This is a genomic window from Sphingopyxis sp., from assembly GCF_965227415.1.
Taxonomy (GTDB): Bacteria; Pseudomonadota; Alphaproteobacteria; order Sphingomonadales; family Sphingomonadaceae; genus Sphingopyxis.
This window is the reverse complement of record NZ_OZ245749.1, coordinates 3,010,877-3,031,629: the sequence shown is the minus strand read 5'-3', so window position 1 is coordinate 3,031,629 and position 20,753 is coordinate 3,010,877. Positions and strand designations below refer to the sequence as shown.

Sequence of the window (20,753 nt, the reverse complement as noted above, 5' to 3'; positions counted from 1 at the left end):
CCCGCGCCGGGGACGGTCCCGCCATCCTGTCCGGAAGAGAGGCCCATCATGCGCATATTATTTGCAACAGCCCTGGCGGTGCTGCTGCCCGCCGCCCTGCACGCCGAGCCCTTGACGTTCGGCGACGCGCTGCGGCTCGCCGAACGTCAGGCCCCCGAACTGAAGGCGCGCGAGGCGGGCGTCGGCGCGGCCGAGACCGCGGCGATTGCCGCCGATCGCCTTCCCGATCCGAAGCTCAATCTCGCGCTTCAGGATTTTCCGGTCACCGGCCCTGATGCGGGCCGCTTCAACCGCGACGATTTCACGATGCAGGTCATCGGTATCAGCCAGGAATTCACCAATCCCGCCAAGCGGCGCGCGCGGGCGCAACGCGCCGGCGCGGACATCAAGGTCGCCGAGGCCGAGCAGGCGGTCGCCGCGCAGGATGTGCGCCTCGCGACCGCGCTCGCGTGGATCGATCTTTTCTATGCAAAGAAACGGCTCAAGGAACTCGAGCTGCTCGACGAAGGGCTCGATGATCTTCAGGCGACGGTAACCGGGCGGCTCGCCAGCGGCGCGGCGCGCCCGGCGCAGGCGCTCGAACCCGAGCAGCTGCGGGCCGAAGTGGCCGATCGGCGGAGCGCGCTTTCCGCCGAGATCGCGCGCTTCCGTGCGCAGCTCATTCGCTTCACGGGTGATCCGGCCGCCGACACGGCGGGCGCACCGCCACCACTCGCGGTCGACGGCGATACGCTGCGCACCGGCCTTGCCGCGCTGCCGCGGCTGCGCGCCTATGACGCCCGAACGATCGCTGCCGATGCCGAGACCGGCCTCGCACGCGCCGCGAAGCGGCCCGACTGGACGGTCAATGCGGCCTATGGCCGACGCGAACCCAATTATGGCGACCTCGTCACGGTCGGGGTCACGATCGACCTGCCGTTCTTTGCCGCCAAGCGCCAGGATCCAAAGATCGCCGCACGCGCGAGCGAAGCGACGCGGGCGCGCCTCGACCGCGAAGCCGCCGAACGCGAAATCGCGGCGGCGCTGTCGGCCGACCTTGCGATGCACCGCATGCACGACGAGCAGCTTGCCAATGCGCGGACCAGGCTGGTTCCGCTTGCCAAGAAGCGCGCCCAGCTCGATCTCGAAAGCTTCGGGGCGGGCCGGCTCGATCTCGGGACCGCGCTCCTGTCGACACTGACGCTTGCGGAAGCCGAAGTAGATGCGCTGGGGCGCGAGGCCGAAGTCGCGCGCGACACTATTCGCATCAATTTCACTTATGGGGAGGCACGGCCATGACCGATGCGACGACAACGGCGGCGCGGTGGCGCGCCGCACTGATGGCCGCGGTGCTGCTTGCCGGAGGCGCCGGCTACTGGCTCGGGCAGCGGGGCGACAACGAGACGGTGGCCGGGTCGGCGACCGGCGATCCCGGCAAAATACTCTATTATTACGACCCGATGTTCCCGAACCAGAAGTTCGACAAGCCCGGCAAGTCGCCCTTCATGGATATGCAGTTGGTGCCCAAATATGCCGACGGAGGCAGCGCGAGCGACGCCACGCCGGGCATATCGGTCGATGCGTCGGCGCGTCAGAGTCTCGGCATCCGGGTGGTGGCCGCCGAGACAGGGAGCCTTGCCGCGACGCTCGACGTCACCGGCACGGTCGACTTCAATCAGCGCGACGTCGCGATCGTCCAGGCAAGATCGGGCGGCTTCGTCGAGCGCGTCTATCGGCTCGCGCCCGGCGATGTGGTTCGCGCGGGCGCTCCGATCGCCGACCTGCAATCGCCCGAATGGGGCGGCGCCCAGACCGAGTATCTGAGCGTCAAACGCCTTGGCCGGCCCGAACTCACCGCCGCAGCGCGGCAACGCCTGCGCCTGATGGGCATGCCCGAGGCCGTGATCGCACAAGTCGATCGCAGCGGGCGGACGAGCGGCACGGTTACGGTCCGTGCACCGATCGGCGGTGTCATCCAGACGCTCAATGCGCGCGCGGGCGTGACGCTCGCCGCCGGCCAGACGCTTGCGGAAATCTCGGGCCTCGAGACGGTGTGGCTGAATGCCGCGCTCCCCGAAGCACAGGCCGGCGCTGTGGAGGTCGGCCAGCGCGCGACCGCGAAGCTCGCCGCCTTTCCGGGCGAAAGTTTCGGCGGCCGTGTCGTCGCGATCCTGCCGACCGCGGCGGCGGACAGCCGGACGCTGACGGTGCGGGTCGAACTCGCGAACCGCGGCGGGCGCCTGCGCCCCGGCATGTTCGCGAGCGTGGCATTGGGAGGCGACGCCAAGCCCGCGCTGCTCGTGCCGAGCGAAGCGGTCATCCGCACCGGGACGCGCACGATCGTGATGCTCGAGATGGGCGATGGCCGCTATCACCCCGCCGAGGTCGAGACCGGGCGCGAAGGCGGCGGCAAGACCGAAATATTGCGCGGCCTTGCAGCAGGCGAGAAGGTCGTGGCGTCGGGCCAGTTCCTGCTCGATTCCGAAGCGAGCCTGACCGGCATCGCGGTCCGGCCGCTGGACGTTGCGAAATGATCGAAAAGGTCATTCGCGTATCGGTCGCCGCGCGCGGCCTTGTCGTCGCCGCGGCGCTGATCCTGGCGCTGATCGGGGTCGCCGCCGTCCGCACGACGCCGGTCGACGCCCTCCCCGACTTGTCCGACGTGCAGGTCATCATCCGCACGACCTATCCGGGTCAGGCGCCGCGCATCGTCGAGGATCAGGTCACCTATCCGATCACGACGACGATGCTGTCGGTTCCGGGCGCGCGTGTCGTGCGCGGCTACAGCTTCGTCGGCGACAGTTTCGTCTATGTGCTGTTCGAGGACGGCACCGACCTTTATTGGGCGCGCAGCCGGGTGCTCGAATATCTGAGCCAGGTGCAAAGTCGCCTCCCCGAAGGCGCCCGGGCGTCGCTCGGCCCCGACGCGACCGGGGTCGGCTGGATTTACGAATATGCACTCGTCGACAAGAGCGGACGCCACGATCTCGCCGAACTTCGCAGCCTCCAGGACTGGTTTCTGCGCTTCGAGCTCAAGGCGGTGCCCGGCGTCGCCGAGGTCGCGAGCATCGGCGGCATGGTGCGCCAATATCAGGTCCTCGTCGATCCGGCGAAGCTCGCCGCCTATGGCGTGACCGCGCAAGAGGTGACCGAGGCGCTCCAGCGCGCCAACCAGGAAAGCGGCGGTGGCACGGTCGAAATGGCCGAGGCCGAATATATCGTGCGCGCCGGCGGCTATCTCAAAAGTCTCGACGACTTTCGCGCCGTGCCCGTTCGCACCGCAGCGGGCGGCATTCCCGTGACGATTGGTGATGTCGCGACTGTCCAGATCGGCCCCGACATGCGGCGCGGTATCGCCGAACTCAACGGCGAAGGCGAAGTCGCGGGCGGCGTGATCGTGATGCGCCAGGGCCAGAATGCCCGCGAGGTGATCGAAGGGGTGCGCGCCAAGCTCGCCGAACTCAAGGCTGGGCTGCCGCCGGGGGTCGAAATCGTCACCACCTATGACCGGTCGGGTCTGATCGACCGCGCGGTTGACAATCTCACCTCGAAGCTCGTCGAGGAGTTCATCATTGTCGCAATCGTCTGCGCGCTGTTCCTGTGGCACGCGCGCTCGGCGCTCGTCGCGATCCTCACCCTGCCACTCGGCATATTGATCGCCTTCATCGTCATGCGGTTCCAGGGTCTCAACGCCAACATCCTGTCGCTCGGGGGCATCGCGATCGCGGTCGGCGCGATGGTCGACGCGGCGGTCGTAATGATCGAGAATGCCCACAAGCATCTCGAGCATTGGGAACGCGATCATCCCGGCGAGCCATTAGAGGGCAAGGAGCGCTGGCGGGTCATCACCGACGCCGCCGCAGAAGTCGGCCCGGCGCTTTTCCTGAGCCTCCTCATCATCACCTTCTCGTTTCTCCCGATTTTCTCGCTCGAGGGACAGGAAGGGAAGCTGTTCGGACCGCTCGCCTTTACCAAGACCTATGCCATGGCGGCGGCGGCAATCCTGTCGATCACCCTCGTCCCGGTGCTCATGGGCTGGCTCATCCGCGGGCGGATCCCGAGCGAACAGGCCAATCCGGTCAATCGCTGGCTGACGCACGCCTATCGCCCCGCGCTCGACCAGGTTCTGCGCCATCCCAAAAGGGCTCTGGTTATCGCGGGGCTGATCTTCGCGACCAGCCTGTGGCCGCTGACCCAGCTCGGCGGCGAGTTCATGCCGCAGCTCGACGAGGGCGACCTCCTCTATATGCCGTCGGCGCTGCCGGGCATCTCGACCGCCAAGGCGTCGAGCCTGCTCCAGCAGACCGACCGGCTCATCAAAACGGTACCCGAGGTCGACAGCGTTTTCGGCAAGGCCGGCCGCGCCGACACCGCGACAGATCCTGCGCCGCTCGAAATGTTCGAGACGACGATCCGCTTCAAGCCGCGCGATCAATGGCGCGCCGGGATGACGCCAGAGAAGCTGGTCGCCGAACTCGATGCGCGCGTGAAGGTCCCCGGCCTCGCCAATTTCTGGATCCCGCCAATCCGCAACCGCATCGACATGCTGGCGACCGGGATCAAGAGCCCGGTCGGCATCAAGGTCGCAGGATCGGATGTCGCCGAGATCGACCGCACCGCAAAGCGGATCGAGGCGGTCGTCCGCAAGGTTCCAAGCGTCGCCTCGGCGCTCGCCGAGCGGCTGACCGGCGGGCGCTATATCGACGTCGACATCGATCGCGCGGCTGCGGCGCGGTTTGGGCTTAATGTCGCCGACGTGCAGGCGCTGGTCGGCGGCGTCATCGGCGGCGAGACCATCGGGCAAACGGTCGAGGGGCTGGCGCGATACCCGATCAACGTGCGCTATCCGCGCGAACTTCGTGATAGCCTCGGCAAGCTGGAAAACTTGCCGATCCTCACGCCGTCGCGCCAGCAGATCACGCTGAGCACCGTGGCACGGGTGCGGATCAGCGATGGCCCGCCGATGCTGCGCAGCGAGAATGCGCGGCCGGTGACCTGGATCTATGTCGATGGCCGCGACCGCGACTTGCAGACGCTGGTCGGCGATATCCAGCAGGCGGTCGCGCGCGACGTCAAATTGCCGCCGGGGATCAGCGTCTCCTACACGGGCCAGTTCGAATTCCTCGTTCGCGCGACCGAGCGGATGAAGATCGTCATACCCGTCACGCTCGCGATCATCCTCGCCCTGCTCTACCTGACCGTCCGCCGCTGGGACGAAGCGCTGCTCATCATGGCGACGCTGCCCTTCGCGCTCACCGGCGGGCTGTGGCTGCTCTATCTGCTCGGCTATAACCAGTCGGTTGCAAGCGCGGTCGGCTTCATCGCGCTCGCGGGCGTTGCGGCGGAGTTCGGGGTGGTGATGCTCATCTATCTTAAACAGGCGCTCGCCGCGCGTGGCGACGGCCCGATCGAGGAGGCCATCCGCGACGGAGCCTTGCTCCGGGTCCGCCCCAAGGCGATGACCGTCGCGGTCATCCTTGCGGGGCTGTTCCCCATCCTCGTCGGAACCGGGACCGGTTCCGAGGTGATGAGCCGGATCGCCGCACCGATGATCGGAGGGATGATCACCGCGCCGCTGCTCTCGATGTTCATCGTCCCCGCCGCCTATCTGATGATGCGCCGGCGATGGCCCGATCAGCAACCGTTGAAAACCCCGACGACGTGACATGAAAACAAGGAGACCGAATATGAAATCGATGCGCATTCTGGCCGGCAGCATGGTGCTGCTGATCGCCGTTTCGGCCTGCAGCCCCGAAGCCGACAAACAGCCCACCACCGCTCCCCAGGAAGCGACAGCGGCCACCTCGGCTTCCGAAGTGCAGCATGGCAAAGGCGAAGGAACGATCACCGCGATCGATGCCGCCAAGGGCACGGTCACGCTCGATCATGGCGAAATCGCTGCCCTGAAATGGCCGCCGATGGCCATGGGGTTCAAGGCCCCGTCGGATTTGCTCAAAGGTCTGAAGGTCGGCGACCGCGTCGCGTTCGAACTCGACTGGAACGGTGCCGAGGGCAGCATCACGCGGATCGAGGCGAAGTCCGCACCCTGACGGGTTGACCGCCAGCCCATCCGGCACGGATCAGCCCTGCGCCGAACCGCGCATCGGCCCCAGCGTCTGGATGATCTTGCAGTCGCCGACCTTTCCCAAACGGCAGCCGCCAATGATGCGTGCGAGTTCATCGCGCATCTGGGAGAGGTCGGCAATCTTGCACTCGATCGTCGCGAGATGGCTGCTCGCGACCGCATCGACGGCGCCGCATGGCTGGTCGCGGTCGTCGGCAAGCGCCAAAAGTTCGCGGACCTCCTCCAGCGCAAATCCGAGGTCCCGCGCGCGCCGGATGAAAGACAGGCGCTCGAGTTCGTCACTTCCGTATGAACGGTAATTGCCAGCGGTCCGCGCAGGCGGCGCCAGCAGTCCTGCCAATTCATAATAGCGGATGGTTTCGACCTTGGTGTCGGTCGCGCGTGCCAATTCTCCGATTTTCATCGCTTGACCCTATAGTTGCTAGAGGGTGCATATAGACCCCCGACTCGCGACGGGAAAGGATTGACGACATGAGCGATTGTGGCTGCGAGGCCGATGAAGAGCGCGCAGGTGTCGATCCCGCCTATCGCCGCGCGCTCTGGATCGTCGTCATTCTCAACCTTGGCTTTGGCGTGATTGAACTGGCCGGCGGCTTCCTCGCAAGGTCGCAGGCGCTCAAGGCAGACTCGCTCGATTTCATCGGCGATGGTTCGATCACCCTTATTGGACTGATCGCGCTTGGCTGGACAGCCGTCGCGCGTAGCCGCACGGCGCTTGTTCAGGGTTGCTTTCTCGCCGTCTTGGGACTCGGGGTAATCGGATTGGCGATCTGGCGCTCCTTCCATGCGATCGCGCCCGAGGCCGATCTCATGGGCGGCATCGGTGTCGTGGCGCTGCTCGTCAACATCTCGGCGGCGCTGGTGCTCAGCCGCTTCCGCAACGAAGGCGACGCGACGGCGCGCGCGATCTGGCTGTTCTCGCGCAACGATGCCCTTGCCAATGTGGCGGTTATCGTCGCGGCTGGTCTGGTTGCGGTGACCGGCAAGGCCTGGCCCGACCTTCTCGTCGCCGGCGTCATCGCGCTGCTCTTCCTCCATTCGGCCTATGATATTATCCGCGACGCGCTTGGAGAGATTTCTTCGCACAAGGCAGGGGTTGCCAAAGAGTGACGTGCGGGAAGCCCGTCGTTGCTCGTGCCCACTGACAGCATGCTCACGATGTTCTCCGCCGCGCGAAGCTAAGCCGCGCGCGGCGCCGTTGCCCGATTGAACCAGAAGCCCGCGGCAAGGATGATCGCGGCCGCAAGCTGCGCCAGCACCGTCTGAAGCGTCGGGTATACCCCGAGGATCGGAACTCGGGGAAATCCGGCCAGCGGCGTAACGCCGAGCAGGCCGGCTTCCTGCAACCCGCCGACACCCTTACCGGCCAAGACAATGGCCAGGACTGCGATCAGCGCCGCGCTCCAGGAGAAGAACTGCGTGATCGGGAGCCGGGCGCTGTAGCGCAGCATGGCCCAGGCGATTAGGCCCAGCAGGACCGCAGCCGTCGCAGCTCCCGCCAGCATGGCGCCGCCATTTCCCTGCGCCCATAGGGCTGCGTAAAAGAGGATCGTCTCGAACACCTCGCGATAGACCACGAGGAAGGTCAGGCCGAACAGAAACCACGCCGACCGGCGCGACAGCGCGGCGGAGATTTTCTCCTTGATATAACGCTGCCAAGCTTCGGCATTGCTCTTGCCATGCATCCAGATACCGACCGAGATCAGGATGATCGCGGCGAAGAGTGAACCAAAGCCTTCAGTGAGCTCGCGCGATGCCCCGCTGACCCCGATAAAGTAGGTTGCCACGAACCAGGTCAACGCCCCTGCGGCAAGAGCCGAAACCCAGCCGCCATGGACATAGCCCATCACGTCGGTCCGCCCGGTTTTACGAAGAAAGGCCATCATGGCGATGACGATCAGCAATGCCTCAAGGCCTTCGCGCAGGAGAACGCCGAACGCGCCGAGAAAGCTGGACGACGCACTCGCCCGCTCGGGCGCGAGGGCCGCCTCGGCTTCGACGAACAGCCGCGCCACTTCGGCATTTGCCGCCTCGACTTCCGCAATCGGGCGACCCTTTCCGATGGCCGAACGCAAATTTCCCATTGCCAGCTCGATCTTCGCCATGAGGTCGGGATCGCGCGCCGCAAGAACCGGTTCAACTGGTTCAAATCCATCGAGATAGGCGGATAACGCCAGATCGGACGCTGCACCGCGGTCGCCGGCGGCATAGGCTTTCAGGCTCGCTTCGAGGCGCTGGCGGGACAGCGCCAGCGAGCCGACCGGTTTCGCAACGACGGCTTCGGGCTGGCGACGCAAGAAGGCCGTCAGCGGCCCGGCATTGCCATCCCCAAACTCGCGCGCAAGCTGCGCGGGAGTCTTGGCCACGAGGGTCGCAAGATCGGGTATGGCGGCCCGAACGGGCGCGTCCCTGTCCCATATCTGCCGACCGGTGGATTGCGAAGATTCGGGAAAGGCGAGGCTGCCGACATAAAAGGACAGCGCCCAGCGATCTTCGTCGGGAAGGGCTTCGAAACTCGCCATCGACGTGCCCTCAAGGCCTTGCGAAATCACCTGATAGAGCGCGAACAGGCTGCGCTCGCGCGCACGCGCCGCGTCCGTGAAAGCGATCGGTGGCGGATCGAGTCCCGCGGCGCCCGGGCCGTTTCCAGCGCCGGTTGCGCCATGACACATGGAACAATTTTCCGCGTAAAGCTTCGCGCCGCGCGCCAGATCGGGAGCCGACCGCGGCGCCAGCGGAACAGGGTAGCTTCCAAGCAACGCCTCGGCGAGCCCCCGCGATTGTTCTTCGATCGTCGCCGGTGCAGATTTCGCAGCTATCGATTGCCGCAAGGTGGCGGCGCGAGCCACCAAGTTCGGCTTCGCGGTCTTCTGCGGCAGGCGTTTCAATCGCGCTTCGACCTGCGCTGCAAACTCGGTCATCTCGGCATATTCAGCCGCACTCGTAACCTTGCCGCCGGACACCGCACCGGGATAATCAACGGCAACATAATCGAGCAGCCGCCAAATGGTCTGAACCTCGGGTTCGCTCGCGCGGGCCGGCTGGAGGGCGATCAGGGCCAAGAGCAGAACAGCCAGAGCGCCGCGCCCCAGCGCCCGCATCGGCGCGAATGAATTTCGGTTCAGGGTCATCGCCACGCCAGCCACCTCTATTGAGAATGATTTGCACTGACTGATTGGGGCCTGGCAATCAAGATGGAATCGGCGTCTTTGGCTAACCCGCGATCAACGGGATCAGACTCCCGAGGAGCACAACGCCAACGGGCGCGAGCCTCTCGCGCTGCGCCGAAGCAAGTTCCGCTCGGTCCATGCGAGCACCTTGCCTGACCGGACGCCGCCTCTTCAGAAATATAGGAACGCCAAGCCGCTTCATCGCCCGGGGTGACGGCCAGGTGGACCTGCTGCTATCAGAATAGCATGACCGGCCTCGCACATTGGAAAGGCAGACTTCGCATTGGCGATTTTCTCGCCTGCTGGTCGGGTTCGGTCGGCGATACCATTCCCCATCGGCACTTCGCCGCGCAGGCGGTCTTTTCCGACGATCCGGTCGAAGTGATCGATAGCCAGGGGCGGCGCTACAAAGGTCGGTGCCTGCTCATCGAGCCCGAAGCCGTTCACTGCCTTCTTCCGGCGAGCGAGGCGGAGCTCTGGTATGTCGAGCCGACGATCCAATTCGGTCCGCCGGACGATCTGAAAGCGCGCCTGAACGGCGCGAAGCCGATCCATGTCGCGAGCGACCGTGGCACGGGCTTCTGGAAGGCTTGGCTCGCACTTGAACCGCGCCGACCGCTCGATGCGCGCATCGTGCAAGCCGCGACGACGATCGATCGGCTCATCGGGGCAGGACCCGTCCGGCTTGCCGACGCCGGCCGGGAGAGCGGCCTGTCGCTCGGACGGTTCCGCCATCTCTTTACCGCCGAAATCGGAATGCCATTCCAACGCTATGTGCTGTGGCGCCGCTTGCTGATTGCATTCGACGCGATCGGCGGACAGCATAGCGCAACGGAGGCGGCCCACATGGCAGGGTTCAGCGACAGTGCCCATTTCGCGCGCACGATCAAGGCGATGTTCGGCATTTGCGCGAGCGATCTCATGATCGAGGGATAGCCCCTCCGTTCAAGCGCGGATGCGATGGCCGCCGTTAAAGAAGGGTCATGACCGACACCGACAGAGATTTCGTACCCGCGCTTGGCAAGAGCGGTTCGCTCGACCGCTATGACGCCGCAATCGCACTCATGACCCGAGAGAAAAGGTGGCGAAGCGACTTGCTGAAGCTTGTCGCACCGCAACCGGGCGATCGGATTGTCGATATCGGTTGCGGCACGGGGACCCTGGCGATCGCGTTGAAGGAAGGCGAGCCGGAAAGCGAGATTTTGGCAGTGGACCCCGACCCGGCCGTGCTGGAGATCGCTCAAACCAAAGCCCGCACTGCTGGCGCCGATATCCATTGGTTCGAGGCAATGGGCGATGAGCTGGATGGGTTCGCCGCGCTTCAGGGATGCGACAAGATCGTCTCAAGCCTCGTGTTTCATCAATGTCCGATGGAGATCAAGCAAGCCATAGCCGCGCAGATGCATCGCCTGCTTAGGCCGGGCGGCCAACTGTTCATCGCCGATTACGGCGAGCAGCGCTCGCCCCTGATGCGCATGCTGTTCCGCCAGATCCAGTGGCTCGACGGGGTCGAATATACCGAACCCAATGCCCGAGGCTGCATGCCGGACACTCTCGCATCCGCCGGTTTCGACGCCGTGGAAGAGGCAAAGATCATCGCGACGCCGACCGGTTCGATTTCAATCTATCGGGCGGAGCGGTAACGGCCTTTCGTCCACCGCGCGATCGGGCCTAGCCGCGCCAGTGGCGCCCGCGATGATGATGGTGCATGCGGCGCTTCTGGTAGCGTCGTTCATAGCGATCGCGCCGCTCGTAGCGATGATCATTGCCGCGATAATCGCGATCATTCGAGCGATAGCCTCGGTCATAGCCATGATTGGGTACGTCGTGGCGCGCCGAGTGATAATCGCGGTCGCGCCCCGGCGGGGCATCATCGCCGCGGCTCCAGCCGCCGCGATCGTCATGATGCTGGGCAAGGGCCGTGCCGGGAACGGCGAAGGCAAGCATCGCCGCCGCGATGGTCAGAAATCTGCGCATGTCAGCCTCTCCTTTTCGGTTTCCAGCAATCCGCCCTCGTCTTTGAATGCCTTCTGAATATGAGGTCTTCGCCCACGACTGGGCGGCGACCCGGGTTATATTCGCGGCAAGGTGGCCGACATCTTGTGCATCAATCGCGGTACGGACGGCCCGCCCCGGGCTTCGCCGGGACGCAAATCGTCACTTGCCCTTCGCAGCGACCGCCGCGCGAACTTCAGCTTCGAGCTGTTCCGGCGAGGAATTGGGCAGTTTTTGGCCATTGATGAAGAAGGTGGGCGTTCCGCGCACACCGACAGCGCGCGCATCCGCGATGTCCTGCTCCATCCATGCCATCGCCTCGGCGGAGGGCATGGCACGCGCCTTCGCGACATCAAGCCCCGCCTTTTCGGCGGCCGCCCATGCCGCGTCCATCTTGCCGTCATGCCAGTCGGGCTGGGCATCGAGGACCGCGGCCATCACGGGTTCGAGCTTGCCCTGGACACGTGCGGCCTCGAGCATAACGATCGCTTCGGCCGATCCCGGGTGGAGGGGAAGATAGCGCATCACCAGCCGCACATCCTTCGGATAAGCGGCGAGGATTTCCTTCACCTTGGGAAAGAAGGCGCGGCAGGCTTCGCAGGAGGGATCGAAGAATTCGACGATGGTCACCGGCGCATTTTTCGGCCCAATGACGGCCGAATGGGGCCGGATGAGCGCATCGACGGGACCGGCAACCGCTTTTGGTGCGGGCTCGCCTGCGACCGATCCGCTGTAGAGCATGGCGCCGCCGGTGAACGCGAGCGCCGATACAACCAGGGTGGCTACCACGCCGAAACGTCTGTTCATGATTTCAGTCTCCTTTGGAAAATGAGCAAAAGCCCCAAAATGGCCGAGAAGGCAGCGAGTGACAGCAGCGGAAGCGGCACGCCAGCGACGCTCATCGATTCGCCCGAGCAAGACGGCCCGCCGTCGCACGGAACGATCGGTGCGGGGATGAATCCCACGTAAAGGAGCAGGTGATAGAGGGCGACAAGCCAGCCCCCCGCCGCCAGTGCGAGCCCGTAGGGCACGACATGGCGGTCTGATCGGAAGGCGGCGATGGCAAGCGTGATCGCCAGCGGAAACATGAAGGCGCGCTGGAACCAGCAAAGGACGCACGGGGCCTGCCCCATCACCTCGCCGATGAAGATGGCCCCGAGGCTCGCGGCGAGCGCAGCCAGCCAGGCGGCAAACAGCGCTGGCCAGGCGGCGCGATCTCCGGCCTGCGTTTCGCGGACAATCCGGTTCACGGTCGCCGTCCGCCTTTCTTTCGCATGACCTTCGCTGGTGGCTTGGCTCGCGGCCGAGCGAGATATTGGGTCAGGAAGCGGTCGGTTTCGCTGAGAAGCACTTCAAAATTTCGGCGCGTCTTAGGGAGGCTGAGCCGCGCGATCAGGCCCTTGCAGCTTATGATGTGGATCAACCGCGCGCCTTCCGGCGCGGGCTCTATCCGGAAATGTTCCTCGATCGAGAGCAGCAGGCGGCTGAGCTTCACGTCGAACGCGAGGTGCGCACCCGGCTCGCATTCGGACAGGGTTGCGGTGACGCGCCAGAAGCGCGGATTGGCCGGATTCATCCGGAAGGAATATTCGACCTCCGCCCCGCGTCGGGCGAGACCTTTGGGCCGGACATAGGGATTCCAGCGCTCATAGTGGTCGAAATCCACCAAAACGTCCCAAAGCTGCGCCGGCGACCGCGGCAGCAGCGTCTCCCTTGCAATCTCAAACACACTCAACTCCCATATTGGCTACGCCACCTCGGCCCGGTTATTCGCGATAAGCCAGAAGCCGCAGCGCGTTCGCGACGACAACGAGGGTCGAGCCTTCATGCGCCGCAACCGCCGGACCGATCCCGAGGCCGAAGATCGTCGCCGGAACCAGCACGACGACGACGCCGAGGCTGACCACCATATTCTGGCGGATGATCGAGCGGGTGCGGCGGCTAAGGCCGATCGCGAAAGGCAGATGCGACAGGTCATCAGCCATCAGCGCGATGTCGGCGGTCTCGAGCGCGACGTCGGAGCCTGCCGCGCCCATTGCGATGCCAACGGTGGCGCTCGCCATGGCGGGGGCGTCGTTGACGCCGTCGCCCACCATCGCGACGGGCATCTCGGCGCGAAGCTTTTTGATGGCATCGACCTTTTGCTCAGGCATCAGGTCACCCCATGCCTCGTTGAGACCGACCTCGGCGGCGATCGATTCGGCGACCTTTTGATGGTCGCCGGAGATCATGATCATGCGACGAATACCGAGCTTGCTGAGACGTGCGATCGTCTCGCGCGCCGCGGCGCGTGGTGTATCCATGAGGCCGATCGCACCGAGATCGCGCGTTCCCTTGCGCACGACCATCGTCGTTCGACCCTTCTCACGGAGCCCGGCGATGGCGGTCGCCATTTCGGCCGATAGCGGTGCGATGCCGTCGGTGCCGAACATTTCGGCCTTGCCGATGCTGACGATTTCGCCGTCGACCTTGGCTTCGACCCCGCGGCCCGTAAGGCTCTTCAGATCGGTGGCGACCGGAAGCGCGGCGTCGGGGAAAATCTCCCGGCCATCGCGTACGATGGCGGCCGCGAGCGGATGATCGCTCAGGCTCTCGACCGCGACTGCAATGGCAAGCAGCTCTTCCTTGGTGACCCCAGGCGCCGGGATCGTGTCGGTGATGCGCGGCCGTCCTTCGGTCAGCGTTCCCGTCTTGTCGAAAGCCAGCGCGGTCAGCGAACCGAGATTTTCGAGCGGCCCGCCGCCTTTGACGAGCACGCCGCCGCGCGCGGCGCGCGCGACACCGGAGAGCACGGCGCTGGGCGTGGCGATCGCCAGCGCGCAGGGGCTCGCCGCGACGAGGACGGCCATGGCGCGGTAGAAGCTGTCGCGGAAGGGCTCGTCGACGACGAACCCTGCGAAGAGAAGGAGGAAAACGAGGCCGAGGACACTCGGCACGAATATCCGCTCGAACTTGTCCGTAAAGCGCTGGGTCGGCGACTTCTGGGTCTCGGCCTCATTGACCATCTTGACGACCTTCGCGAGCGTCGTGTCGCTCGAAATCCGGGTCACCGCAATCTCGATGGCGCCTTCGCCGTTGATCGTGCCCGCGAACACCCGGTGTTTCGCCTCGAGCGCGTCGGCGCGCGCCGCCGCCTCTTTCGGGTCGGCCACCGGCTCCTTGTCGACCGGCACGCTTTCGCCGGTCACCGGGGCCTGGTTGACGCTTGATCGGCCGAGGGTCACGAAGCCGTCGGCGGGAAGCCGCTCGTTCGGTTTCACGATGACGATATCGCCGACGAGCAATTGCTCGACGGGAACCTCGGCCGTTTCGCCGTCGCGGCGAACGACCGCGGTTTGCGGTGCGAGTTCGGCAAGCGCCTCAATCGCGCGCTTGGCGCGGCCCATCGCATAATGTTCAAGCGCATGCCCGAAACTGAAGAGGAAGAGCAGCAGCGCGCCCTCGGCCCAGGCGCCGAGCGCGGCGGCGCCAGCGGCCGCGACGAGCATCAGTGTATCGATCTCGAAACGCTTGAGCTTCAGATTTTCGATCGCCTCGCGGAGCGTGAACCAGCCGCCAAGGCCATAGGCACCGATGTAGAAAGCGAGCGGCACCCAGCTTGGCAAGCCTGTCAGCTTCTCAATCGCGAAACCGATCCCGAGAACCGCGCCGCACAAGAGCGCGACATAAAGTTCGGTGTTTGCGCCGAAGATCCCGCCGTGGGCGTGACCATGATCGCCGCCGGCCCCTTCGCCATGATCATGATCCTTATGGTCGCCCTTTTCTTCCTGCGCGTGCTTCGTTGGCATCGTCTTCGTCTCCCCCGCCGATTTTTGATAGACGCCCATATCGGCGAGTGCCGAGCGGATCTGGTCGAGTGAAATATCGGTCCGGCTGAACTCCGCGCGGATCACGCCCGCCGCGGTCGCCTCGGCTTCCACGACGCCGGGAAGCTGGCGCAGTCGGTCGCTGACCGTGCGGGCGCGGCGCGTGTGCCCGAGCCCCTCGACATCGGTCCAGAGGAGATGCTGATATTGCTCGGCAAGTTTCGCACCGGCACGCCGCGCGAGCTGGCGTACCCGCTCGAGCGGGAGGATGTCGGGCCGGTAATGAATACAAAGCTGCGGCACCACGCTGTCGTCGGCGCGCACGACATGGACCTTGTCGACACCTTCGCGGCCTTCAAGTTCGCTGGTCAGGCGCGCGACGCAGCGATCGGCTTCGTCGCCGACCTCGGGCAGAAGAAGCGGTATATCGAGCCGCAGCTGGTCACTCATCATGCGATCCTTTTCTTTTGCCAAATTCGAGAGGGTCCGGGCGACACCCCGTCCTGCCGAATGGACGAGGTGCGGGAGCCTTGGCACGCGACCCACTCCCGCACCTCCTTGGCCGCCAGTGACCCTCGACCGGGGGGGCGGGGGCAAGGAGCCAAGGGCTCCCGGCGGCCAAGATCTTATCATCCTTCATGCGCGCCGTCCGCTTGGCCGAGCGTATCGGGATTGGACCGTCGAGCGACGGAAATGCTGTTCGAGCGCGCTGTTCGAGCGCGCCAGGAAGACACGGCAGAAGCGCCGCAGGAAAGGGTAGCCGAGCCAGGAGAAGAGGCCGCGGCAGGCGAGGCGATGCGTCACCTCGACGCCTTGTCCCAATTTTTCGAGGCGGTAACTTTCCTCGATCACGAGCACGCCCGGCATCCCCGTCAGCCAGGAGAAGCTGGTCAGCCAGTCGAGCCCGGTAACCCGTCCCTCGGCCGCCAACTCCGGCCCGCGTGCGCCGCGCGGCGAATAGATATAGTTCAGCCGCTCCTCGTCGCCGGGGCGATCGGTAAAGCGCAGCGTCGGGTGCCAGTCGCCGTAGCGCTCGACATCGACGAGCAAGCGCCAGACGCGCCCGATCGGAACGTGCAGACGGAGCGAACTTTCTACCGAGAACATCGGCAAGCTCCTTGCTTCGGGAAGCTAGTCCGCGACGCAGGCGAGGGACCTGCGCCGCGGTGGAAACCGGCAACGTGCCGGCCAACTCTGGATATCGTGACATTCTGCGGCGCACGCATCGGTGACAAATCGGAAAGAAATGAAGCCAGCGGATGCATCCCGCCGCATCTCCGTCGCTGCGCTTTCGCCGATGCCACCGAGTCTTCCATTTAGGTCGACCCATCTTTTGCGGTTTTTTCCTCGCTGCGCGCGTCGCGCAGGATTTCTATTCCGCCCTTGATCGCGATCCCCGCTGTCGCGAGGCCGACGAGCAGATCGGGCCAGTTGCTGCCGAGCCACAGGACGAGCGCTCCGGCGACAAGAATGCCGCCGTTGGACACAAAATCGTTGAAACTGAACGTCGTCGCTGCGCGCAGGTTGACGTCGGGCTTCTCCAGCCGCTGCAGCAGCCGCAGGCAGATATAGTTCACGACCGCGGCGATGGCGGACATGATCATCATCGTCGCGCCAATCGGTTCGCTTCCCTGGAGATAGCGGCGGGCGACGTCGACGAGTATGGCGACGGCGAACAGCAGGAGCATCGCACCCGACGCCTTGGCCGCGCGCGTCTTCCACTGGTCGCCGCGACTGAGCGCGGCGAGGCTGATCGCGTAAACGGCGACATCGGCGCTATTATCGACCCCGTTCGCCACCAGCGCGCTGGAATCCGCGAAGAAGCCGCTGACAAAAAAGCCGCCGGCGATCGCGGCATTGAGCAGGAGAACGACCCATAGCGTCCGGCGTTCGTTCGGGTTTTCAGAACCGCCCGCGACGCCGGCGCGATCGGGAGCCCCGGCCATGTCAGTTCACCTTGGGCGGGCTTTGCGGCGCCGACTTGTCGCGCCGCGCCAGCCAGCTTCGCATTATGGTAATTTCCTTCTCCTGTGCTGCGATGACCGATTTGGCGATGTCGCGCACTTCGGGATCCTTACCATGTTCGAGCGCGACCTTGGCCATCGCCACGGCGCCCTCGTGATGCGGGATCATCGAGCGCATAAAGTCGGTATCGGCATCGCCGGTGAGAACCACCGCCATATCCTTGTGCATCTTGTCAGCGGCCGCCTCGAACGCTTTGGCCGCCGGTGTCGAGGTGGCCGCGGCCGCATGCTGCATATCGCCATGTCCGGCGCTGTCCGCGTCGGCGCTCGGCTTCCCGGACGAACAGGCCGCAAGCAAGAGTCCAAGCAGCGATATGGAGGTCTTCATCACCCTGCCTCCCGGGAAAGCCGATGGCGGCGGAGAGCCGCCATCGGTTTCGTCCTGCGTGGCATGAGGAGCTTGATGCTCGCTCATGCCGGTTTGCCGCCCGTGTCCTCACCGGGCAGGAACACCCGTTCGCCAAGGGCGGTTACGTCCGTATAGTCGCCGGCGACATGCTTGTTGTGCCGGCCGCGAAGCAGCAGATGGCTGATCGCGGGCAAGACGAACAAGGTGAGCAAGGTCGAGGTGATCAACCCGCCGATCACGACGATCGCGAGCGGCTTCTGCACCTCGGCGCCGGTTCCGGTGGCGAGTGCCATCGGTACGAAGCCGATCGCGGGCACGATACCCGTCATCAGCACCGCGCGGACGCGTTCCATGACGCCCTCGCCGATCGCGACATCGACCGGTTTTCCTTCGTCGATGCGCTGGTTGATGCTCGACATCACGACCAGCCCGTTGAGCACCGTCACGCCCGAAAGCACGATGAAACCCACCGCCGCCGACACCGAGAAGGGCAGCCCGGTCAGCAGCAACGAAAAGACGCCGCCGGCCAACGCGAGAGGGATTGCAGAATAGACCGCAATCGCCTGGCGCACGCCGCCCAGGGCCATGAACAGGATGCCGAAGATCGCCGCGAAGATGATCGGGATGACAATCGACAACCGCGCCGATGCGGCTTGCAGATTCTCGAACTGCCCGCCCCATTCGATGAAGCTGCCCGTCGGAAGCTTGACCTGCGCGTTCACCTTCTCCTGTGCTTCGGCGACGAAGGATCCCAGATCGTTGCCGCGGACATTGGCTTGCACCACCACCCGCCGCTTGCCGTTTTCACGGCTGACCTGGTTCAACCCTTCGGAGAAGCCGAACTTGGCCAGCTCACTGAGCGGCACCGATGCCCTCGCACCGCCCTCGCCGGGAAGAAGCACGGGAAGCGCCCCCACCGCGTCGAGATCGTCGCGCGTGGCGCGATCGAGACGGACGACGATATCGTATCGCCGGTCGCCTTCGAATACGATGCCGGCTTCGCGCCCACCGAGCGCGGCCGCGACCGTGTCGCTGACATCCTGCAACGTCAGCCCGTAACGTGCGATGGCATCGCGGTCGAACTGGACGTCGAGGACCGGGAAGCCCGCGGTCTGTTCGACCTTGACGTCGGCAGCGCCCGGGACGGTGTTCAGGATCGCGGCGACCTGCTGCGCCGCGCGGCCCATTTCGTCGAGATCGTCTCCGTAGAGCTTGATTGCGATGTCGCCGCGCACGCCGGCGATCAACTCGTTGAAGCGCAGCTGGATCGGCTGGCTGATTTCGAAGGCGTTGCCGACGAGCGGCTCAAGCTTCTTTTCAACCCGTTCGATCACATCATCCTTGGTGCGGACGCCATCGGGCCATGCGTCGCGTGGCTTCAGGATGATGAAGGTATCCGATGCGTTCGGCGGCATCGGATCGCTGGCGACCTCTGCCGTACCGGTTTTGGAATAGATGAAGGCGACTTCGGGAAGGGTTGAGACAGCCTTTTCGACCTGCAACTGCATCGCCTGCGACTTGTTCAAAGACGTCGACGGGATGCGAAGCGCCTGCATCGCAAGATTGCCCTCGCCCAAGACCGGGATGAACTCACTGCCGAGCATGCCGAACACCAGGACAGCCGCGGCGAAGGTCCCGCCGCCGGCACCAATCCACGGCCAGGGCCGCGCGATGACGCGCTTGAGCACGGGCTCGTAGCGCGTCTTCACCCATGCGATCGCACGCACTTCCTTCTCGGCGACCTTGCCGCGAAGAAGCAGTGCGACCATCGCGGGGACGAAGGTCAGCGATGCAATGAAGGCACCCGCCAGCGCCAGCAACACCGTGATCGCCATCGGCGAGAAGGTCTTGCCTTCGACTCCGGTGAAAGTGAGCAACGGCACAAACACCAGGAAGATGATCGCCTGCCCGTAAATCGTCGGCTTCACCATTTCGCGCGAGGCTTCGAACACCTCGTGCAGTCGTTCGCTCAGCGAGAGCAATCGCCCTTCATGATGCTGTCGTTCGGCCAGTCGTCTGAGGCAGTTTTCGATGATGATGATCGAGCCGTCGACGATGAGGCCGAAATCGAGCGCGCCGAGGCTCATCAAATTGCCCGACGTGCCGGTGATGTTCATGCCCGTCCCCATGATCAGAAACGAGATCGGGATGACAAGCGTGGCGATGACGGCTGCACGGAAGTTGCCGAGCAACCAGAACAGAACCGCGGCCACCAGCAAGGCGCCTTCGGCGAGATTCTTCTCGACGGTGCCAATCGTCGCATCGACGAGTTGCGAGCGATCGAGCACCGGTTTGACGACGATGCCCGCGGGCATGGATTTCGTGACGTCTTTCAAGCGTTCGGCTGCGGCCGATGCGACGATCCGGCTGTTGCCGTTCGCCAGCATCAACACCGTGCCGACGACCAGCTCCTTCCCGTTTTCGGATGCCGAGCCGGTCCGCAATTCGCCGCCGATCTGCACGGTCGCGACGTCACGAACCATGACGGGAACGCCGCCGCGGCTTGCAACGGTGGCGCGAGAGATTTCATCGAGTGTGCGGATGCGGCCATCGGCGCGCACCAGAAACGCCTCGCCGCCACGTTCGACGAAGTTCGCGCCGACCGAAATATTGGCGCGTTCGAGGGCTTCGGCGAGTTCGGAGAAAGAAATCCCATAGCTCGCCATTTTCGTCGCGTCGGGCTGAACGACGAACTGCTTTTCATAACCGCCGATCGAATCGATCCCGGCAACCCCGGATACCGAGCGCAGCTGCGGACGGATCACCCAATCTTGAACGGACCGCAAATAGCCAAGCTTGGCGACCTCATCGACGAGCTTCTCCCCGGTCGGTGTTATATAGGAGCCGTCGGGCTGGAGGCCCGGCTTCCCGGCGACCGTCGGTTTGTTTTTCCCCGAGGTCGGCGCGAAATCGACGGTGTACATCAGCACTTCGCCAAGACCGGTCGAAACCGGTCCCATTTGCGGTTCGGCGCCATCGGGCAAGGTGCCTTTAGCCTGATTGAGCCGCTCGGCGACCTGCTGCCGCGCGAAATAGAGATCGGTATGATCCTCGAAGATCACCGTGACCTGGCTAAACCCGTTGCGCGAAATCGAGCGCGACGTCTGCAGACCGGGAATTCCCGCCATGGCGGTTTCGATGGGGAAGGTAACGAGGCGTTCGATGTCGAGCGGACCGAGATTGGGTTCGACGGTATTGATCTGGACCTGCTTGTTGGTGATGTCCGGAACGGCATCGATCGGCAGCTTCATGAGCTGCGTGATGCCATAGGCCGAGATGATGAGGGTGAGGATGACCACACCCCAGCGAAAGCGTATCGACGCGTCGAGAAGTTTTTCGATCATC

Annotated in this window: 18 protein-coding genes; 7 read left to right on the top strand and 11 right to left on the bottom strand. The window is 64.7% G+C overall.

Translation table 11 applies throughout. The annotated features are described in order from the left end of the window. Nucleotides 1-48 precede the first annotated feature (48 nt). Genes ACO055_RS14835 through ACO055_RS14820 form a run of 4 tightly spaced genes read left to right on the top strand, consistent with a single transcriptional unit; the run spans nucleotide 49 to nucleotide 6,029 of the window. Complete coding sequence (locus tag ACO055_RS14835) at nucleotides 49-1,278, top strand: TolC family protein (RefSeq protein ID WP_282949203.1); 1,230 nt, start codon at nucleotides 49-51, stop codon at nucleotides 1,276-1,278. After that, nucleotides 1,275-2,513, top strand: coding sequence for an efflux RND transporter periplasmic adaptor subunit (locus ACO055_RS14830; RefSeq protein WP_282949204.1), 1,239 nt, complete (start codon nucleotides 1,275-1,277; stop codon nucleotides 2,511-2,513). Before ACO055_RS14835 ends, ACO055_RS14830 begins: the two co-directional genes overlap by 4 nt. Then, the gene (locus ACO055_RS14825; protein ID WP_422059616.1) at nucleotides 2,510-5,644 is read left to right on the top strand and encodes an efflux RND transporter permease subunit; all 3,135 of its coding nucleotides are present in this window, start codon (nucleotides 2,510-2,512) and stop codon (nucleotides 5,642-5,644) included. The genes ACO055_RS14830 and ACO055_RS14825 overlap by 4 nt, the downstream gene beginning before the upstream one ends. A gap of 22 nt (nucleotides 5,645-5,666) precedes the next feature. Then, nucleotides 5,667-6,029: a copper-binding protein gene (locus ACO055_RS14820; RefSeq protein ID WP_282949206.1), complete on the top strand. Its 363-nt coding sequence runs from the start codon at nucleotides 5,667-5,669 to the stop codon at nucleotides 6,027-6,029. 30 nt (nucleotides 6,030-6,059) lie between these two features. On the opposite strand, the gene ACO055_RS14815 is transcribed toward ACO055_RS14820, so the two are convergent. After that, nucleotides 6,060-6,467, bottom strand: a complete 408-nt coding sequence (locus ACO055_RS14815) for a MerR family transcriptional regulator (protein WP_194954601.1) — start codon at nucleotides 6,465-6,467, stop codon at nucleotides 6,060-6,062. A gap of 68 nt (nucleotides 6,468-6,535) precedes the next feature. Here ACO055_RS14815 and ACO055_RS14810 point away from each other — a divergent pair, with 68 nt between their 5' ends. Further along, the gene (locus tag ACO055_RS14810; protein ID WP_282949207.1) at nucleotides 6,536-7,174 is read left to right on the top strand and encodes a cation transporter; all 639 of its coding nucleotides are present in this window, start codon (nucleotides 6,536-6,538) and stop codon (nucleotides 7,172-7,174) included. Between the two features lie 68 nt (nucleotides 7,175-7,242). On the opposite strand, the gene ACO055_RS14805 is transcribed toward ACO055_RS14810, so the two are convergent. Beyond that, nucleotides 7,243-9,165: an FTR1 family protein gene (locus ACO055_RS14805; protein WP_422059615.1), complete on the bottom strand. Its 1,923-nt coding sequence runs from the start codon at nucleotides 9,163-9,165 to the stop codon at nucleotides 7,243-7,245. A 315-nt stretch (nucleotides 9,166-9,480) separates the two neighbouring features. On the opposite strand from ACO055_RS14805, the gene ACO055_RS14800 reads away from it, so the two are divergent. Both ACO055_RS14800 and ACO055_RS14795 read left to right on the top strand, forming a co-directional pair. Next, complete coding sequence (locus ACO055_RS14800) at nucleotides 9,481-10,170, top strand: helix-turn-helix transcriptional regulator (protein ID WP_282949208.1); 690 nt, start codon at nucleotides 9,481-9,483, stop codon at nucleotides 10,168-10,170. Nucleotides 10,171-10,217: 47 nt separating this feature from the next. Next, the gene (locus ACO055_RS14795) at nucleotides 10,218-10,877 is read left to right on the top strand and encodes a class I SAM-dependent methyltransferase (RefSeq protein ID WP_282949209.1); all 660 of its coding nucleotides are present in this window, start codon (nucleotides 10,218-10,220) and stop codon (nucleotides 10,875-10,877) included. 28 nt (nucleotides 10,878-10,905) lie between these two features. On the opposite strand, the gene ACO055_RS14790 is transcribed toward ACO055_RS14795, so the two are convergent. The 9 genes from ACO055_RS14790 to ACO055_RS14750 form a co-directional block, all read right to left on the bottom strand. Next, on the bottom strand, nucleotides 10,906-11,211 hold the full coding sequence (locus tag ACO055_RS14790; protein ID WP_194954597.1) for a hypothetical protein: 306 nt from the start codon (nucleotides 11,209-11,211) through the stop codon (nucleotides 10,906-10,908). Nucleotides 11,212-11,391: 180 nt separating this feature from the next. Further along, nucleotides 11,392-12,036: a DsbA family protein gene (locus tag ACO055_RS14785; protein ID WP_194954596.1), complete on the bottom strand. Its 645-nt coding sequence runs from the start codon at nucleotides 12,034-12,036 to the stop codon at nucleotides 11,392-11,394. Beyond that, a complete protein-coding gene (locus tag ACO055_RS14780; RefSeq protein WP_282949210.1) occupies nucleotides 12,033-12,479 on the bottom strand; it encodes a disulfide bond formation protein B in 447 nt (148 codons plus the stop codon). The genes ACO055_RS14785 and ACO055_RS14780 overlap by 4 nt, the downstream gene beginning before the upstream one ends. Then, the gene (locus ACO055_RS14775; protein ID WP_422059614.1) at nucleotides 12,476-12,895 is read right to left on the bottom strand and encodes a hypothetical protein; all 420 of its coding nucleotides are present in this window, start codon (nucleotides 12,893-12,895) and stop codon (nucleotides 12,476-12,478) included. The genes ACO055_RS14780 and ACO055_RS14775 overlap by 4 nt, the downstream gene beginning before the upstream one ends. A gap of 100 nt (nucleotides 12,896-12,995) precedes the next feature. Continuing rightward, nucleotides 12,996-15,485 carry a heavy metal translocating P-type ATPase gene (locus ACO055_RS14770; protein ID WP_282949212.1) on the bottom strand — a complete coding sequence of 830 codons (2,490 nt, stop codon included), beginning with the start codon at nucleotides 15,483-15,485 and terminating at the stop codon, nucleotides 12,996-12,998. Nucleotides 15,486-15,671: 186 nt separating this feature from the next. Further along, on the bottom strand, nucleotides 15,672-16,142 hold the full coding sequence (locus ACO055_RS14765; RefSeq protein WP_282949213.1) for an SRPBCC family protein: 471 nt from the start codon (nucleotides 16,140-16,142) through the stop codon (nucleotides 15,672-15,674). Nucleotides 16,143-16,351: 209 nt separating this feature from the next. Beyond that, complete coding sequence (locus tag ACO055_RS14760) at nucleotides 16,352-16,981, bottom strand: cation transporter (RefSeq protein ID WP_422059613.1); 630 nt, start codon at nucleotides 16,979-16,981, stop codon at nucleotides 16,352-16,354. Nucleotide 16,982: 1 nt separating this feature from the next. Further along, nucleotides 16,983-17,387 (bottom strand): CopM family metallochaperone, encoded by a 405-nt coding sequence (gene copM / locus ACO055_RS14755; RefSeq protein WP_422059612.1) that lies wholly within the window; start codon nucleotides 17,385-17,387, stop codon nucleotides 16,983-16,985. Nucleotides 17,388-17,470: 83 nt separating this feature from the next. Next, nucleotides 17,471-20,752, bottom strand: coding sequence for an efflux RND transporter permease subunit (locus tag ACO055_RS14750; RefSeq protein ID WP_282949216.1), 3,282 nt, complete (start codon nucleotides 20,750-20,752; stop codon nucleotides 17,471-17,473). Between the last annotated feature and the right edge of the window lies 1 nt (nucleotide 20,753).

Excerpts from the sequence above, each read along its gene's own strand:
- ACO055_RS14795 (WP_282949209.1), top strand. The coding sequence starts at position 10,218 with ATGACCGACACCGACAGAGATTTCGTACCCGCGCTTGGCAAGAGCGGT.
- ACO055_RS14805 (WP_422059615.1), bottom strand. The coding sequence starts at position 9,165 with ATGCGGGCGCTGGGGCGCGGCGCTCTGGCTGTTCTGCTCTTGGCCCTG.
- copM (WP_422059612.1), bottom strand. The coding sequence starts at position 17,387 with ATGAAGACCTCCATATCGCTGCTTGGACTCTTGCTTGCGGCCTGTTCG.
- ACO055_RS14830 (WP_282949204.1), top strand. The coding sequence starts at position 1,275 with ATGACCGATGCGACGACAACGGCGGCGCGGTGGCGCGCCGCACTGATG.
- ACO055_RS14790 (WP_194954597.1), bottom strand. The coding sequence starts at position 11,211 with ATGCGCAGATTTCTGACCATCGCGGCGGCGATGCTTGCCTTCGCCGTT.
- ACO055_RS14815 (WP_194954601.1), bottom strand. The coding sequence starts at position 6,467 with ATGAAAATCGGAGAATTGGCACGCGCGACCGACACCAAGGTCGAAACC.
- ACO055_RS14770 (WP_282949212.1), bottom strand. The coding sequence starts at position 15,485 with ATGAGTGACCAGCTGCGGCTCGATATACCGCTTCTTCTGCCCGAGGTC.
- ACO055_RS14825 (WP_422059616.1), top strand. The coding sequence starts at position 2,510 with ATGATCGAAAAGGTCATTCGCGTATCGGTCGCCGCGCGCGGCCTTGTC.
- ACO055_RS14810 (WP_282949207.1), top strand. The coding sequence starts at position 6,536 with ATGAGCGATTGTGGCTGCGAGGCCGATGAAGAGCGCGCAGGTGTCGAT.
- ACO055_RS14835 (WP_282949203.1), top strand. The coding sequence starts at position 49 with ATGCGCATATTATTTGCAACAGCCCTGGCGGTGCTGCTGCCCGCCGCC.
- ACO055_RS14760 (WP_422059613.1), bottom strand. The coding sequence starts at position 16,981 with ATGGCCGGGGCTCCCGATCGCGCCGGCGTCGCGGGCGGTTCTGAAAAC.
- ACO055_RS14800 (WP_282949208.1), top strand. The coding sequence starts at position 9,481 with ATGACCGGCCTCGCACATTGGAAAGGCAGACTTCGCATTGGCGATTTT.
- ACO055_RS14820 (WP_282949206.1), top strand. The coding sequence starts at position 5,667 with ATGAAATCGATGCGCATTCTGGCCGGCAGCATGGTGCTGCTGATCGCC.
- ACO055_RS14765 (WP_282949213.1), bottom strand. The coding sequence starts at position 16,142 with ATGTTCTCGGTAGAAAGTTCGCTCCGTCTGCACGTTCCGATCGGGCGC.
- ACO055_RS14750 (WP_282949216.1), bottom strand. The coding sequence starts at position 20,752 with ATGATCGAAAAACTTCTCGACGCGTCGATACGCTTTCGCTGGGGTGTG.
- ACO055_RS14785 (WP_194954596.1), bottom strand. The coding sequence starts at position 12,036 with ATGAACAGACGTTTCGGCGTGGTAGCCACCCTGGTTGTATCGGCGCTC.